General features: G+C 53.9%; 16 protein-coding genes. 1 reads left to right on the forward strand and 15 read right to left on the reverse strand.

The genetic code is table 11. The features are described 5' to 3' along the window. Positions 1–16: 16 nt before the first annotated feature. The 10 genes from PMYSY11_RS21760 to PMYSY11_RS21805 form a co-directional block, all read right to left on the reverse strand. Positions 17–553, reverse strand: a complete 537-nt coding sequence (locus tag PMYSY11_RS21760; RefSeq protein ID WP_069900039.1) for a F0F1 ATP synthase subunit delta — start codon at positions 551–553, stop codon at positions 17–19. A 14-nt stretch (positions 554–567) separates the two neighbouring features. Continuing rightward, a complete protein-coding gene (locus PMYSY11_RS21765; protein ID WP_090512500.1) occupies positions 568–1,038 on the reverse strand; it encodes a F0F1 ATP synthase subunit B in 471 nt (156 codons plus the stop codon). Between the two features lie 58 nt (positions 1,039–1,096). Further along, positions 1,097–1,354, reverse strand: coding sequence for a F0F1 ATP synthase subunit C (gene atpE, locus PMYSY11_RS21770; RefSeq protein WP_003097235.1), 258 nt, complete (start codon positions 1,352–1,354; stop codon positions 1,097–1,099). A gap of 134 nt (positions 1,355–1,488) precedes the next feature. Further along, positions 1,489–2,358, reverse strand: coding sequence for a F0F1 ATP synthase subunit A (atpB, locus tag PMYSY11_RS21775; RefSeq protein WP_090512503.1), 870 nt, complete (start codon positions 2,356–2,358; stop codon positions 1,489–1,491). 16 nt (positions 2,359–2,374) lie between these two features. Continuing rightward, entirely contained in the window at positions 2,375–2,782 is a 408-nt protein-coding gene (locus PMYSY11_RS21780; protein WP_069900042.1) for a F0F1 ATP synthase subunit I, read from the reverse strand. Positions 2,783–2,942: 160 nt separating this feature from the next. Beyond that, a complete protein-coding gene (locus tag PMYSY11_RS21785) occupies positions 2,943–3,815 on the reverse strand; it encodes a ParB/RepB/Spo0J family partition protein (protein WP_150547972.1) in 873 nt (290 codons plus the stop codon). Positions 3,816–3,833: 18 nt separating this feature from the next. Further along, positions 3,834–4,625 carry a ParA family protein gene (locus tag PMYSY11_RS21790; protein WP_069900044.1) on the reverse strand — a complete coding sequence of 264 codons (792 nt, stop codon included), beginning with the start codon at positions 4,623–4,625 and terminating at the stop codon, positions 3,834–3,836. 13 nt (positions 4,626–4,638) lie between these two features. Next, entirely contained in the window at positions 4,639–5,298 is a 660-nt protein-coding gene (gene rsmG / locus PMYSY11_RS21795; RefSeq protein ID WP_090512508.1) for a 16S rRNA (guanine(527)-N(7))-methyltransferase RsmG, read from the reverse strand. Then, a complete protein-coding gene (gene mnmG, locus PMYSY11_RS21800) occupies positions 5,298–7,190 on the reverse strand; it encodes a tRNA uridine-5-carboxymethylaminomethyl(34) synthesis enzyme MnmG (RefSeq protein WP_150547973.1) in 1,893 nt (630 codons plus the stop codon). Before mnmG ends, rsmG begins: the two co-directional genes overlap by 1 nt. Positions 7,191–7,742: 552 nt before the next feature. After that, positions 7,743–8,741 (reverse strand): YeiH family protein, encoded by a 999-nt coding sequence (locus PMYSY11_RS21805; RefSeq protein ID WP_150547974.1) that lies wholly within the window; start codon positions 8,739–8,741, stop codon positions 7,743–7,745. 101 nt (positions 8,742–8,842) lie between these two features. On the opposite strand from PMYSY11_RS21805, the gene PMYSY11_RS21810 reads away from it, so the two are divergent. After that, positions 8,843–9,739, forward strand: a complete 897-nt coding sequence (locus PMYSY11_RS21810; RefSeq protein WP_150547975.1) for a LysR family transcriptional regulator — start codon at positions 8,843–8,845, stop codon at positions 9,737–9,739. 2 nt (positions 9,740–9,741) lie between these two features. Here the strand turns inward: PMYSY11_RS21810 and mnmE are convergent, their stop codons facing one another. The 5 genes from mnmE to rpmH form a co-directional block, all read right to left on the reverse strand. Next, positions 9,742–11,109, reverse strand: a complete 1,368-nt coding sequence (gene mnmE, locus PMYSY11_RS21815) for a tRNA uridine-5-carboxymethylaminomethyl(34) synthesis GTPase MnmE (RefSeq protein ID WP_150547976.1) — start codon at positions 11,107–11,109, stop codon at positions 9,742–9,744. A gap of 77 nt (positions 11,110–11,186) precedes the next feature. Beyond that, entirely contained in the window at positions 11,187–12,935 is a 1,749-nt protein-coding gene (gene yidC / locus PMYSY11_RS21820; RefSeq protein ID WP_150547977.1) for a membrane protein insertase YidC, read from the reverse strand. Positions 12,936–12,937: 2 nt separating this feature from the next. Further along, positions 12,938–13,183 carry a membrane protein insertion efficiency factor YidD gene (yidD, locus tag PMYSY11_RS21825; protein ID WP_069900050.1) on the reverse strand — a complete coding sequence of 82 codons (246 nt, stop codon included), beginning with the start codon at positions 13,181–13,183 and terminating at the stop codon, positions 12,938–12,940. After that, a complete protein-coding gene (rnpA, locus tag PMYSY11_RS21830) occupies positions 13,176–13,577 on the reverse strand; it encodes a ribonuclease P protein component (protein ID WP_170827746.1) in 402 nt (133 codons plus the stop codon). The genes yidD and rnpA overlap by 8 nt, the downstream gene beginning before the upstream one ends. Before the next feature lie 15 nt (positions 13,578–13,592). Then, on the reverse strand, positions 13,593–13,727 hold the full coding sequence (gene rpmH / locus PMYSY11_RS21835) for a 50S ribosomal protein L34 (protein ID WP_003213577.1): 135 nt from the start codon (positions 13,725–13,727) through the stop codon (positions 13,593–13,595). Positions 13,728–14,243 lie beyond the last annotated feature (516 nt).

Genomic DNA, 14,243 nt, shown 5'->3' on the forward strand with positions numbered 1-14,243 from the left:
TGCTGCCCCTTCAAACTCAAGATTTCAATGCTTCGGCCAGCTTCGCGATTTTGCCGCGAACTGAGCCATCGATAACCAGGTCGCCGGCGCGAATGATGACACCACCGATAAGGGCAGCATCCTCCGCGGCGTGCAGACGCACTTCTCGGCCGAGCCGTGCACTGAGAACCTTGGCGAGTTTGTCTTGCTGTTCATCGTTCAACGCAAAGGCGCTAGTAACGTCCACATCAATCGACTTTTCCTGCTCGGCTTTTAACAGCTCGAACAGTTCAGACACGTGTGGCAGCAATGCCAGACGGTCGTTTTCAGCCAGGATGTGGATGAAATTGCTAACCGATCCATCAAACTTGTCACCACACACCTCAACAAAGGTGGTGGCCTTGTCTTTACTCGTCAAACGCGGGGCCTTGAGCACGCGCTGCATGGTGTCGTCTTGCGACACCTCTGCAGCCAGGCCGAGCATGGCTGACCAATTGGCCAGCTGCTGGTGGGCCTGGGCGTACTCGAAGGCAGCCTTAGCGTAAGGTCGGGCCAACGTGGTCAATTCTGCCATGATCGCGCCCTCGCTTAAATTTCGGCTGCCAGTTTGGAAACCAGCTCCGCATGCGCGTTTTGGTCGATCGAAACGCCCAGGATCTTCTCAGCACCGCCGACAGCCAGTGCGCCAACTTGGGCACGCAGGGCGTCTTTAACGCTGTTGATTTCCTGTTCGATCTCGGCCTGAGCCTGAGCCTTAACGCGGTCAGCTTCAACGCGGGCCTGTTCACGGGCCTCGTCGACAATCTGAGTGCCACGCTTCTTGGCTTGCTCAATGATTTCAGCTGCCTGTGCTTTAGCTTCGCGCAGTTGCTGACCCGCTTTCTCTTGGGCCAACTCCAAATCACGAGCTGCACGGCTGGCAGCGTCCAGACCCTCTGCGATCTTCTTTTGACGCTCTTGCAGGGCTGTAATGACCGGAGGCCATACAAACTTCATGCAGAACATCACGAAGATGAAGAAGGCAACGGCCTGGCCAATCAGGGTTGCATTAATGTTCACGCCAACACCTCGCTCGTTCGTTGTTCAACAAACCATCTCACTCGTAATAACCGAGTGATTAGCCTGCGATTTGACCAACGAAGGGGTTCGCGAAGGTGAAGAACAGTGCGATACCAACACCGATCATGGTCACGGCGTCGAGAAGACCGGCGACGATGAACATTTTCACTTGCAGCATAGGAACCATTTCCGGTTGACGCGCAGCGCCTTCCAGGAATTTGCCGCCCAGCAGGCCGAAACCAATGGCAGTACCAAGGGCGCCCAGGCCGATTAGCAGAGCAACAGCGATCGCAGTCAGACCAACTACAGTTTCCATTTTTCCTCCCGACTTTTATGTCGTATTGGTTAAGTGTTACTAAGGTTAAGCGTTAAAGCTAAATCGTTTTCCAGCAAGCCCTTGCGGGCGTCCACCGATATCGCTGCGCACCTTTGCAGGTACGCGGTGCGCTATTAGTGGTTGTCTTCGTGTGCCATCGACAGATAGACGATGGTCAACATCATGAAGATGAACGCTTGCAGCGTGATGATCAGGATGTGGAACACAGCCCACGCCCAGTTCAGGGCAATACCCAGCGCGCTGAGCAGGAACATGCCACTGCCGAACATCACGGCAATCAGAATGAAGATCAGTTCGCCGGCATACATGTTACCGAACAGACGCAGCGCCAGAGAGATAGGCTTAGCGACCAGTGTTACGAACTCAAGCAGGAAGTTCACCGGAATCAGCAGCGCCTGAACCACAATGTTCTTACTGCCGAACGGGTGCAGGGTCAGCTCGCCGACGAAGCCGCCGATGCCCTTGACCTTGATGCTGTAGAAAATGATCAGAGCAAACACCGACAGGGCCATGCCCAGGGTCGCGTTTGGATCGGTCGTCGGAACTACGCGGAAGAAGACGTGCTCGTTGCCGGTGATTTTCTGCGCCAGAACCGGCAGGAAGTCGACCGGAATCAAGTCCATCAGGTTCATCAGGAAGATCCAGACGAAGATGGTCAGGGCGAGCGGAGCAATCAACTTGTTACGACCGTGGAAGGTGTCTTTGACACTGCCATCGACGAACTCGATCATCACTTCAACAAAGTTCTGCAAGCCACCAGGCTGGCCGCTGGTAGCGCGCTTGGCTGCCATGCGGAAAATGAGAATGAAAACCAGACCAAGAACCACAGACCAACCCAGGGTATCCACATGGAATGCCCAGAAGCCCATTTCTTTAGCTTGTTCTGCTGTGTGAGCGAAACCCCAGTCACCCGAAGGCAGCTTCCCGAAAGTCAGGTTCTGCAAGTGGTGCTGGATATAGCCCGAAGCGGTTTGTTCTGCCATGTTTGCCTCAAACGCCCTAAGGTTTCAAAAATCTTGTTTTCATCAGCAGCGGTGCGAACCAGTTGACCAGTTGGGTCAGCAGGAAAACGCCAAATACAGCCAGCGCATCCAAAGGTTTCACCCCTGCAAACGTCAGCGTAAACAACGCTGCCGTCAGAATTAATTTGCCCGCCTCGCCGGCATAAAAAGACCGCACGATGGCTTGAGCTGCCCGGGCTCCGCTAAAGCGAAAAGCCTTGTGGGCAAAATACACATTAGGCAGCCATGCAATCAGGCCACCACAAAGACCGGAGTATCCTGCGATCGGGCCGCGCCACTGCCAAAAGACAGCAGCCAAGAGCAGCGCAACAATCAACTGTACGACAAGAACCGGGAAGACCGGCCAACGATGGAAGGGCAGGCGATTTGGCGTGCGGGTATCCATCACTGTTTCCTGAAATCAGACCTCTGGCTTCGACGACTGGGTATCCCAACACAGTTGGCATAGTTTATGCCGTCGAAATGCGCGCAGAGTATAGGGGCGCAGGCCGCCCCATTCAACTGTCAGGTAGTGATTTCCGACTAGTGCTACATGGCTAAATGTTTCAGCGGATGTGCGCGAGCACTCCTTGCAGTTCATCCAGCGAGCTATAACGGATGACCAACTGGCCCTTGCCCTTCTGTCCATGCTTGATCTGCACGGGAGAGCCCAAGCGCTCAGCCAGACGCTGTTCCAGCCGGGTGATGTCCGGGTCTGCTTTAGCCACAGCAGCAGGCTTCTCTTTGCTGTTCAACCACTGACGAACCAGCGCTTCAGTTTGGCGCACAGTGAGGCCGCGTGCGACAACATGTCGCGCACCTTCAACCTGCTGTTCGAGGGGTAGGCCGAGCAATGCACGGGCATGACCCATTTCGAGGTCGCCATGCGAGAGCAATGTTTTAATCTCTTCCGGCAAGCTAATCAAGCGCAACAAGTTGGTGATGGTCACACGTGACTTACCCACGGCATCGGCAACTTGCTGTTGAGTGAGTTGAAATTCCTGCTGCAGACGCTGCAACGCCATCGCTTCTTCGATCGGATTGAGGTCTTCGCGCTGAATGTTCTCGATCAGCGCCATGGCCACGGCGGCTTCATCCGCCAACTCGCGAACCATTGCCGGAATCTTTTCCAGCCCGGCTTGCTGCGATGCGCGCCAGCGGCGTTCACCCGCAACGATCTCGAAACGCCCCTTGGCGATCGGGCGTACGACGATGGGCTGCATCACACCGTGGGTCTTGATCGAGTGCGCGAGTTCTTCCAGCGCAGTCACGTCCATATCCCGACGCGGCTGATACTTGCCGCGCTGGATCAGGTCCAGTGGCAGATATTGCAGTTCGTTAGGATCAACCTGTGTGGCTTCTTCTTGCAGCTTATCGACGGTGGAACCGCCCAAAAGAGCGTCCAAGCCACGTCCAAGCCCGCGTTTTTTGGCGGCCATGCGCAATTCCTTATTCGATTACAGTGCGGGCGCTTTACGAGCGTTTGCACGCTGACGGCGAACCAATTCGCCAGCCAATGCCAAATAGGCGATGGCCCCCCGCGATTGCTTATCGTAGCTCAGCGCCGGCATACCAAAACTCGGGGCTTCAGCCAGTCGTACGTTACGCGGGATGACCGTTTGATAAAGCTTGTCGCCAAAATGTTCCTTCAGCTGAGCCGACACATCATTGGTCAGGCTCATGCGAGGGTCATACATGGTGCGCAACAAACCTTCGATTCTCAGTTCAGGGTTGAGCAACTTGGCGATGCGTTGAATGCTGTTGACCAGATCACTCAAACCTTCCAACGCATAGTACTCACACTGCATCGGGATGATCACGCCGTCAGATGCCACCAATGCGTTAACGGTGAGCATGGATAAAGCCGGCGGACAATCGATGAGGATGTAATCGTAGTTCTCGCGGATCGGCGCCAGCGCATTACGCAGGCGGCTCTCCTTCATTTTCACTTCAAGCAAATCAACTTCTGCAGCCGTGAGGTCACGGTTGGCCGGCAGTAGCTGGTAACCGCCATGCTCGGAGAACTGCATTGCCTCGACCAGGTTGCATTCACCGGTGAGCACGTCATAAATCGAATTTTCCAGCGCATGCTTATCCACACCACTGCCCATGGTGGCATTGCCTTGCGGATCGAGGTCGATCAACAGCACGCGGCGTTTGGTGGCGACCAGAGAGGCAGCCAGATTGACGCAGGTGGTGGTCTTGCCCACGCCGCCTTTCTGGTTAGCTATTGCGAATACCTTTGCCATACTGCTTTTCCCCTTAGACCAAGCGTCGCAGTATCAACAGATGGCGCTGACCTTGGCAACCGGGAACCTTGAGAACATGCGTTGCGGTCAGACTAAAATCTTCTGGCAGCGCTTGTAGCTCATCATCCGGATGCACGCCTTTCATTGCCAACCACTGGGTATTGCCATCGCCCAAATGTCGCGTCCAGTCAGAAAAGTCCTGCAGCGAACTGAATGCCCGGGAGCAAATACCACTGAATGGCTGCGCCGGCGTGAATGCCTCTACCCGGCTGTGGATAACTTCAAGGTTGGCCAGTTTCAGCTCAAGTTTTACCTGAGTCAGAAAACGGGTTTTCTTACCGTTTGAGTCCAGCAGGGTGAATTGCTTCTGCGGGAACAGGATGGCCAGTGGAATACCTGGCATTCCGCCGCCGCTGCCCACGTCGAGCCAGTTATCCCCAGCCTCGGCGACAAACTTGACCACACTCAAGCTGTCGAGCAGGTGCCGCGAAACCATTTCATCGGGGTTACGCACCGCGGTCAGGTTATACGCCTTGTTCCACTTGATCAGCAATTCGAGATAGCCAAGCAGCAATTGCTGCTGTTCGGCAGAAACCTCAACACCGAGTTCACGAGCACCACGAGCGAGTTCTTCTGCATGCTGGCTTGTTACGAAAGTTTTTACACCGCTCATCAAGCGCTCTGCTCCAACTGGCGACCGGCACCGCGTTTTTTAAGGTGAATCAGCAACAGCGAAATCGCCGCCGGGGTGACACCCGGAATACGTGAAGCCTGGCCCAGTGTTTCCGGGCGAGTAGCGCTCAGCTTGGCCTGAATCTCGTTGGACAGGCCGGAAATCGTTGAATAGTCGATATCGGCTGGCAGCTTGGTGTCTTCACTGGCGCGCAAGCGGGCGATTTCTTCTTGCTGGCGGTCAATGTACCCCGCGTATTTGGTTTTGATCTCGACCTGTTCGGCAACTTGCGGATCAAGCGCGCCGCCACCGGTGACTTCAACCAGCCCTTGATAATCAATTTCCGGACGCGTCAGCAGGTTGAGCAAATTGTATTCATGGGTCAGCGGCGTACCGAAACGTTCGGCAATCGCCGTGCCTTGCGGCGTATTCGGGCGCACCCATGTGCTTTTCAGGCGTTGTTCTTCAAGCGCAATGGCTTCGCGCTTGGTTTCAAATGCTGCCCAGCGCTGATAATTGACCAAGCCCAGTTCGCGGCCCTTTTCAGTGAGGCGCAAGTCGGCGTTGTCTTCACGCAGAATCAGGCGATATTCAGCCCGTGAGGTGAACATCCGATACGGCTCTTGCGTACCCAGGGTGATCAGGTCGTCGACCAATACGCCGATGTACGCCTCATCGCGGCGCGGACACCAGGCATCTTTGCCCTGGGCGCGAAGTGCAGCGTTAGCACCGGCCAACAAACCTTGCGCACCGGCTTCTTCGTAACCGGTGGTGCCGTTGATCTGGCCTGCAAAGAACAAACCGGCGATGACTTTGGTTTCGAGGCTGTATTTCAGATCACGCGGATCGAAATAGTCATATTCGATCGCATAGCCCGGACGCACGATGTGAGCGTTTTCCATGCCGACAATCGAGCGCACGATCTGAATCTGCACATCGAACGGCAATGAAGTCGAAATACCGTTCGGATACAACTCATGGGTATTCAGGCCTTCCGGCTCGATGAATACCTGATGGCTCTGCTTGTCGGCAAAACGATGAATCTTGTCTTCGATAGACGGGCAATAGCGCGGGCCAACGCCTTCGATCACACCCGAATACATCGGTGAGCGATCAAGGTTGGCGGCGATGATTTCGTGAGTGCGCGCATTGGTGTGAGTAATCCAGCAGCTGACTTGCTGCGGATGCTGCTCTTTGCTGCCCAAAAACGACATCACTGGAATCGGTGTATCGCCCGGTTGCTCGGCCATTACCGAGAAATCCACAGAACGACCGTCAATACGCGGTGGTGTGCCGGTTTTCAGACGTCCAACACGCAGCGGCAATTCACGCAAACGGTGCGCCAGTGCAATCGACGGAGGATCACCTGCACGGCCACCAGAGTAATTCTGCATACCAATGTGGATAAGTCCGCCGAGGAATGTTCCCGTAGTCAGAACAACTGAATCTGCCATGAAACGCAGTCCCATCTGGGTAACTACGCCTTTGACTTCATCGTTCTCGACGATCAGGTCGTCTGCAGCTTGCTGGAAGATCCACAGATTTTCCTGGTTCTCCAGGGTTTCGCGAATCGCGGCCTTGTACAACACGCGATCTGCTTGAGCCCGTGTAGCGCGGACTGCAGGACCTTTGCGGCTGTTGAGCACACGAAACTGAATGCCACCTTTGTCGGTCGCTTCAGCCATTGCGCCGCCGAGTGCGTCGATTTCCTTGACCAGATGGCTCTTACCAATCCCACCTATTGCCGGGTTGCAGCTCATCTGCCCCAGCGTTTCCACGTTATGAGTAAGCAGTAGGGTTTTTACACCCATGCGTGCAGCTGCCAACGCAGCTTCGGTGCCGGCGTGACCACCGCCGATAACGATCACTTGAAAACGGGAAGGGAAATCCACCACGCACCTCGTGCCTGTACTGAAAAATGAGGCTTTTATCAGAGAACACGCGGGCCTACTTCGCTGGGTAGTCCGGCATTTCTCAAGGCGTGCCATTGCGTAATAACGCTCAAATGCCACTGAAAAGCTGAATAGCCGGTAAGTATAGGCAGTTAAGCGACCTTAAAGAAGCCTTTTGCACAAAAAATAGCCAATCAGCCCTTAGCGTCCAAACGGTCCTGATTTGGCAATACAGACGAGTCAGCAAATAAGAATAAAAAAGAAAGAATTTTTATAAAGCTTTGTTTATATGTTTATAAAGTAGCAAGCACTTTTCTGTGGATACATTGCTACAAGCCAATAAAAACGTGCTGTACAGCGATGTATGGAACTGTGCTAAGCCTGCCATCTAACTGTCAGATAGCCGTCACTAAGCTGTGGATGAAAGAGCTACTTATGCACAGGGCAGTTTATCCTCAACTTTGTCACCTGCTTATGGACCGGGCTTAGGGCCGATTTTCCACAGGGTTTATGCACACCCATAAAAACCGTGGATAAAGAGGCCCTAAGGTCTTACTGCGGGATGACCAAGGTGTTCAGGAAGAAGCCACCGCACATCAACAAAGTGAACAATATGGCGCCCATCAGCATCGGCTTAGCCCCAGCCTGCTTGAGTACACGCCATTGTGTCTGGCTACCCAGTGCTGCCATGGCCATGGCCAAAGTCAGTTGGCTGATCATCTGCAAGCTGTGGATAACCATTGGAGGTAAGGCGACCCAGCTGTTGATACCGGCTGCAGCAATAAATCCGAGAACAAACCAAGGAATGTTGATTTTGCGTGTGGCGCTGCCTGCTGTTTCCTGGCCTTTGCTCTTGCGCATCATCACGCTGCTGAGAATCAAGATGAAGGGAGCCAGCAGCATCACTCTGATCAGCTTGACCACAACTGCAGCCTGCAAGGCTTCGCCGCTCACAGAGTCACCCGCAGCAACTGCCTGAGCAACCTCATGGATGGTGCTGCCGATGTAAATCCCGAAGTTATGATCAGTCATGCCGCTAAACTGGAAGATCAGTGGATAACTGAACATGGCCAGCGTGCCAAACAGCACAACAGTGGCGACAGCTACAGTCACGTGTTGTTGTTTGGCTTTAACCACAGGCTCACTGGCAAGAACTGCAGCCGCGCCGCAAATTGCGCTACCCGCAGATATCAGGATGGACAGCTCGCGGGGCAACTTGAACAGTTTTATCCCCAGCCAGGTCCCTATCAGCAAAATGCTGGTGGTGACCATGATGTCCAGGACAACAGCTTGCCAACCGACTTGTACGATCTGTTGAAAGCTGAGGCTGAAGCCAAACAAAATAATCCCGGTGCGCAACAGGCGTTGCTGGCAGAACCGGGTGAATGCCTGTTCCCGTGCAGTTGGCGTTTGTTGATTGAAGTGGCCATAGATAACGCCGAGCAGAATGGCCAGTGGCAGGGCGCTGAGCCCCAAATGGGCAACCGCTGGGATTTGCGCGAGAAGCAGCGAAGCGATTGCGATCAGTGGCAGTGCTATCAGAGTACGCATAGTTATTCACAAGGCTGAAAAATGTTAGGTCTAATAGTGCGCCGGTGATACTGTTAATAAAATTGGATTGTTTTAATGCGTTACATAAGCTGAGCTGAACTATGAGCGTATCGATCAGGCAACTGAAGATTTTCGAAGCCACCGCACGCCTGGGACGGCTGACTGCCGCAGCGGATGACCAAGCCATCAGCCAGTCGGCTGCGAGTCAGGCGTTGAAAGAGCTGGAATCGGAATTAGGTTATCCACTGTTCATGCGCATCGGTCGTGAACTGGTCATTACCGATGCTGGGCGCAATGCGCTGCCGAAGGTGGGACAGATCCTGCAAGCTCTGGACAGCCTTATGCACAGCGAGGCTGATGAAATCAGTGGTGTGTTACGCGTTGCAGCCAGTGTGACCATTGGAAGTTATTTACTTCCCGAATTGTTGAGCCAATTTATCCACAAGCATCCTCAGGTTGATCCCGATGTTCGCATCAGTAATACCGGAGAAGTCATCAGTGCTGTGGAAAAGGGCCAGGTCCATATTGGCTTGATAGAAGGTCCCGCCACCCATAACCATTTACTGATTACGCCTTGGAGCGAAGACCAACTGGCAGTCTTCTGCCGGCCCGACCATCCACTTGCCGCTGTGGGTAAGTTAACTGCCACGCAAATAGCGCAGCAGCGTTGGGTCTTGCGCGAGCATGGCTCAGGCACGCGTGCCGTATTTGACGCTGCCGTTCAGCAAGTCTGTGGACAAGTTAAGTTGGCGTTGGAGTTGAATCGTCAGGAAGCGATCAAGCAATCGGTGAAGGCTGGATTGGGAATCGGTTGTTTGTCTGCATTGTCGATTGCAGAACAGGTAGACGCCGGTGAGCTGGTGGTTTTGCACACACCTTTGGAATTACGCCGGCGGTTTTCGCTGGTTTCACCCCCCGTTGAGCAGAGCAATGCCTTGGTCAGGGCCTTTGTCGAGCATTTACAACAGCATGCCAAGGCTGAAACTGTGGATAAGTAGGCTTACTTACCGATACAGAAGCTGGAAAAAATCCGTCCGAGCAAATCGTCTGAACTGAATGCCCCGGTAATTTCGCCCAATGCTTGCTGGGCGTGACGCAGGTCTTCCGCCAACAGCTCACCAGCGCCTGCGAGTGTCAGTTGTGCATAACCATGCTCAAGGTGCGCTTGCGCTTGATTGAGCGCGTCGAGGTGACGTCTGCGCGCACTAAAGCTGCTTTCGGCAGTCTGTTGATAACCCATGCAGCTTTTCAGATGTTCGCGCAACAAGTCCAGGCCATCTGTGGATTTCGCCGAGAGGCTGATGGTGACATGAGCGTCGCTGCTGACCTCCAGCGCAATGTTCTCGTTACTCAGGTCTGCTTTATTGCGAATCAGCGTCACCTTGGCCGGATCGGGTCGAATATCGAGAAACTCGGGCCACAGGCTAAACGGGTCAATGGCTTCCGGTGCTGTTGAGTCCACAACCAGCAAAATCCGATCAGCCTCGCTAATGGCCTTGAGGGCGCGCTCGACCCCGATCTTTTCCACATGGTCTTCGGTATCGCGCAGCCCAGCGGTATCGACCACATGCAGGGGCATGCCATCAATGTGGATATGTTCGCGCAGAACGTCGCGGGTGGTGCCGGCAATCTCGGTGACGATTGCCGCTTCTCGACCGGCAAGCGCATTGAGCAGGCTGGATTTACCGGCGTTCGGCCGTCCGGCAATCACAACGTTCATGCCGTCGCGCAGCAGTGCGCCCTGCCCGGCTTCACGCAAAACATCTAGCAAGTCTTCGCGCACAGCCTGAAGCATGCTGAGCACATGGCCATCCGCGAGAAAATCGATTTCCTCTTCTGGGAAATCAATCGCCGCCTCAACGTAGATACGCAGATTGATCAGGCGCTCGGTCAAGTTATGCACACGTCTCGAAAACTCACCTTGCAGGGAGCGCACAGCATTGCGTGCTGCCTGTTCGGAACTGGCCTCGATCAAGTCGGCAATCGCCTCTGCCTGGGCCAGGTCGAGTTTGTCATTGAGAAACGCCCGCTCGCTAAACTCGCCGGGTCTGGCCAGTCGTGCACCCAGTTGTACACAGCGGCGCAGCAGCATATCGAGCACCACGGGGCCGCCATGGCCCTGCAATTCGAGTACGTCTTCGCCGGTGAATGAGTTGGGGCCCGGGAAATACAGCGCCAGGCCCTGGTCAATGACAGTGTCGTCTTCGGTGAAAAAATCACCGTAATGGGCATAACGTGGGGATAACTCGCGCTGGCAAATGGCAACAGCCATTTTTGCCGCCAACGGTCCGGAGATTCGCACAATGCCCACACCGCCTCGACCTTGTGCGGTGGCAACAGCGGCAATGGTATCGCGGGCATTGTGCATAACTTTCTCCAAACGCTGAATAGCAAAACGCCCCTTGTTACAGGGGCGTTAGCTTTATCTTAGAAGCTGCGCAGCATTTAGGCGGGATTAGCGGCCTTGGTTGCAGCTTCGATCTTGCGAGTAATGTACCACTGTTGTGCGATCGACAAGCAGTTGTTCACAACCCAGTACATAACCAGACCAGCAGGGAACCACAGGAAGAAGAAGGTGAAGATGATTGGCATCATTTTCATAACCTTGGCCTGCATTGGGTCCGGCGGAGTCGGGTTCAACTGCTGCTGGATAAACATGGATGCACCCATGATGATCGGCAGAATGAAGAACGGATCCTTGATCGACAGGTCAGTGATCCAGAACATCCAAGGTGCCTGACGCATCTCGACGCTTTCCAGCAGTACCCAGTACAGCGCAAGGAATACCGGCATCTGTACCAGAATCGGCAAGCAGCCACCCAGCGGATTGATCTTCTCTTTCTTGTAGAGCTCCATCATTCCCTGAGACATTTTCTGGCGGTCATCGCCAAACTGTTCTTTCAGGGCCGCCATCTTCGGCGCAACAGCACGCATACGTGCCATCGACTTGTAGCTCGCTGCAGACAGTGGGAAGAAGATCAGCTTGATGATGCAGGTCAGGACTATGATCGACCAACCCCAGTTACCCAGCAGGCTGTGGATATGTTCGAGCAACCAGAAAATCGGCTGGGCAATGAACCACAAAATACCGTAATCGACTGTCAGTTCCAGGCCTGGCGCCAATGAACCCAGGTGCTTCTGGATTTTTGGACCGGCATACAAGGTCGCGCCAATTTCACCTTTGCTACCGGCAGCAATGCTGACGGATGGGCTGGTGTAACCGACGATGTAGTTGCCTTGGCTGTCTTTACGGGTTTGGATCACGTTGCTGTTATTTTGATCCGGTATCCAGGCCGTCACAAAATAATGCTGCAACCAGGCAACCCAACCACCGTTTACAGTTTCTTTAACCGGCTGCTTGTCGATGTCCTTCATCGAAACTTTTTGGTAGTTCGACTCAGGAGTTGCCATCGCAGCGCCGAGGTAAGTAGCGGTGCTGGTTGCGGTTGTTTTCGACGGGTCATCGCTGTTGTCGCGCTTGAGCTGGGCAAACATGCTGCCGCTCCAGGCTTCACTGCTCTGGTTGTCGATCAGGTATTTCACATCAACCTGATACGAGGACGGATCAATACAGCCAGGCTTTTTCAGCATCTGCTCTTTGGCTGAACATTCTGGGTTCAGGCCACGCTTGAAGCTGAAACGCTTGATGTAGTTGATGCCGCCTTCGTTCAGTGTCAGATCAACCACCAGCTCATTCTGACCTTCAACCAGTTGGTAGTTCTTCTGGGCACTGTTCCACAGCGCACGACCGCTGGATTTGTCCGGTGCATTACTGCCGATCAGGCCGCTTTGCGCCAGATAAATGCGCTCGCCGCCGTTGTCGAACAACTGGAATGGAACATCCGGGCGATCCTGACGACGTGGATACTGCGGCAGGGTCAGCTTAACAACATCACCGCCACGTGGATCGATGGCCAGATCAAGAACGTCGGTTTTAACCCGAATCAGTTCATTGCTGTTGGCGATTGCCGAGGTATCCGGCTTCAGCTGTTCGCTGTTGGTGCTCGGAATGTCGTCATGGTTACCAGTGGTAGCTACCGGGGTATCCGGCAAATCAGCACTATTTGGTGTGCTGTTGACTGTCACATTCTGAGTCGGCAGGTCTGCTTGGCCGTAATCCTGGTTCCATTGAAGAACCATCATATAGGACACGACTGCCAGGGCGACGATCAGGATCGAGCGTTTGATATCCATGATTATTCGGCCATCGAAGAGGTACGGGATTTATGCACAGGAGGAACCGGATCGTAGCCGCCGGGATTCCACGGATGACAGCGGCCCAGCCGACGTACGGTCAGCCAGCTACCGCGCATGAAACCATGTTGATCAATGGCTTCATACGCATAGCAGGAGCAGCTTGGATAAAAGCGACAGTGACTCGCCATCAGAGGGCTGATGGCGTAGCGGTAGAACTGGATTGGGATCAAAGCCAGTTTACGCATGGGCACCGTCACTTATCCCAGTCGGCGCGTTAGCACCGGGACTGGGTTTACTACGAGCAAGACGTTTCCAGAGTTTGCTGAATTGGTGTGCCACTTCAGCATTATCCAGATCGCCAAAACCTTTACGCGCCACAACCACGATGTCCCAGCCCACCAGATTTTCCTGGTTGAGGCGGAACGATTCGCGGATCTGGCGTTTCAGTCGGTTGCGTTCGACCGAGAGCTTGACGCTCTTTTTACCAATCACCAAACCCAAGCGGGGGTGATCTAAGTCGTTGTCACGCGCTAGCAGCAGGACATTTCTGCCCGGAGCTTTACCGCTGGGGGAGTCGAAGACTGCCTTGAACTGGTGCGGAGTAAGCAGGCGCTTATCCCGACCGAAGCCTCGACTCACCACAAGACAGAAATATTAAACGGCGAGACGAGCACGGCCCTTGGCGCGGCGACGCGACAGGACAGCACGGCCGTTCTTAGTAGCCATGCGTGCACGGAAACCATGGGTGCGAGCGCGTTTGATGGTGCTAGGTTGGAAAGTGCGTTTCATGGTGTGTTACCTGATTGATCGACAACGGGCCGGAATGGCCCCCGTTTTAAGAGACCGGCGATTGTAGAGAAAGCCGAGCCATAGGTCAATTTCCAACCAATACCGATTAGCAGGTAATTCGCCGGTCAATAGAAATATAAGGAAGAGATTATTTAAAGCTTTCTTGTAATGCTTGTAATACTTACGCAGGCCATTATCTGTGGATAAGTAGCTGGAGGCTAGTATCTTCGGTAATTACAGCGTTTGGCAAGTCTGTAAGAAAGCCGTGCTGCCGTTGTTCAGTTCAGGCGCAAAAGCTGAGGATGAAAGGCGTTTTTATCCACAGGCAGGTTTTTCACAGGGTTTCGGTCCGGGTTATGCAAAGCCCTCATATGGTGTTATCCACAGAGTAAATTTCTTCAATGAATAACTTTTACGTTTCATTAACACATTGATTTTGCATAGCCATAAAGCACGTTTTCATGTGGATAACTTTGCTGGCGGACGATACAATGGCGGCTGATTTTGGCTAGATGC

This window comes from Pseudomonas marincola, from assembly GCF_900682675.2.
Lineage (GTDB): Bacteria > Pseudomonadota > Gammaproteobacteria > Pseudomonadales > Pseudomonadaceae > Aquipseudomonas > Aquipseudomonas marincola.

What these genes read in the sequence shown, in the direction of transcription:
- yidD (WP_069900050.1), bottom strand. Translation starts at nt 13,183, where the DNA reads ATGCGTAAACTGGCTTTGATCCCAATCCAGTTCTACCGCTACGCCATC.
- rpmH (WP_003213577.1), bottom strand. Translation starts at nt 13,727, where the DNA reads ATGAAACGCACTTTCCAACCTAGCACCATCAAACGCGCTCGCACCCAT.
- PMYSY11_RS21790 (WP_069900044.1), bottom strand. Translation starts at nt 4,625, where the DNA reads ATGGCAAAGGTATTCGCAATAGCTAACCAGAAAGGCGGCGTGGGCAAG.
- PMYSY11_RS21785 (WP_150547972.1), bottom strand. Translation starts at nt 3,815, where the DNA reads ATGGCCGCCAAAAAACGCGGGCTTGGACGTGGCTTGGACGCTCTTTTG.
- yidC (WP_150547977.1), bottom strand. Translation starts at nt 12,935, where the DNA reads ATGGATATCAAACGCTCGATCCTGATCGTCGCCCTGGCAGTCGTGTCC.
- PMYSY11_RS21780 (WP_069900042.1), bottom strand. Translation starts at nt 2,782, where the DNA reads ATGGATACCCGCACGCCAAATCGCCTGCCCTTCCATCGTTGGCCGGTC.
- rsmG (WP_090512508.1), bottom strand. Translation starts at nt 5,298, where the DNA reads ATGAGCGGTGTAAAAACTTTCGTAACAAGCCAGCATGCAGAAGAACTC.
- PMYSY11_RS21805 (WP_150547974.1), bottom strand. Translation starts at nt 8,741, where the DNA reads ATGCGTACTCTGATAGCACTGCCACTGATCGCAATCGCTTCGCTGCTT.
- mnmE (WP_150547976.1), bottom strand. Translation starts at nt 11,109, where the DNA reads ATGCACAATGCCCGCGATACCATTGCCGCTGTTGCCACCGCACAAGGT.
- atpE (WP_003097235.1), bottom strand. Translation starts at nt 1,354, where the DNA reads ATGGAAACTGTAGTTGGTCTGACTGCGATCGCTGTTGCTCTGCTAATC.
- atpB (WP_090512503.1), bottom strand. Translation starts at nt 2,358, where the DNA reads ATGGCAGAACAAACCGCTTCGGGCTATATCCAGCACCACTTGCAGAAC.
- PMYSY11_RS21760 (WP_069900039.1), bottom strand. Translation starts at nt 553, where the DNA reads ATGGCAGAATTGACCACGTTGGCCCGACCTTACGCTAAGGCTGCCTTC.
- PMYSY11_RS21810 (WP_150547975.1), top strand. Translation starts at nt 8,843, where the DNA reads ATGAGCGTATCGATCAGGCAACTGAAGATTTTCGAAGCCACCGCACGC.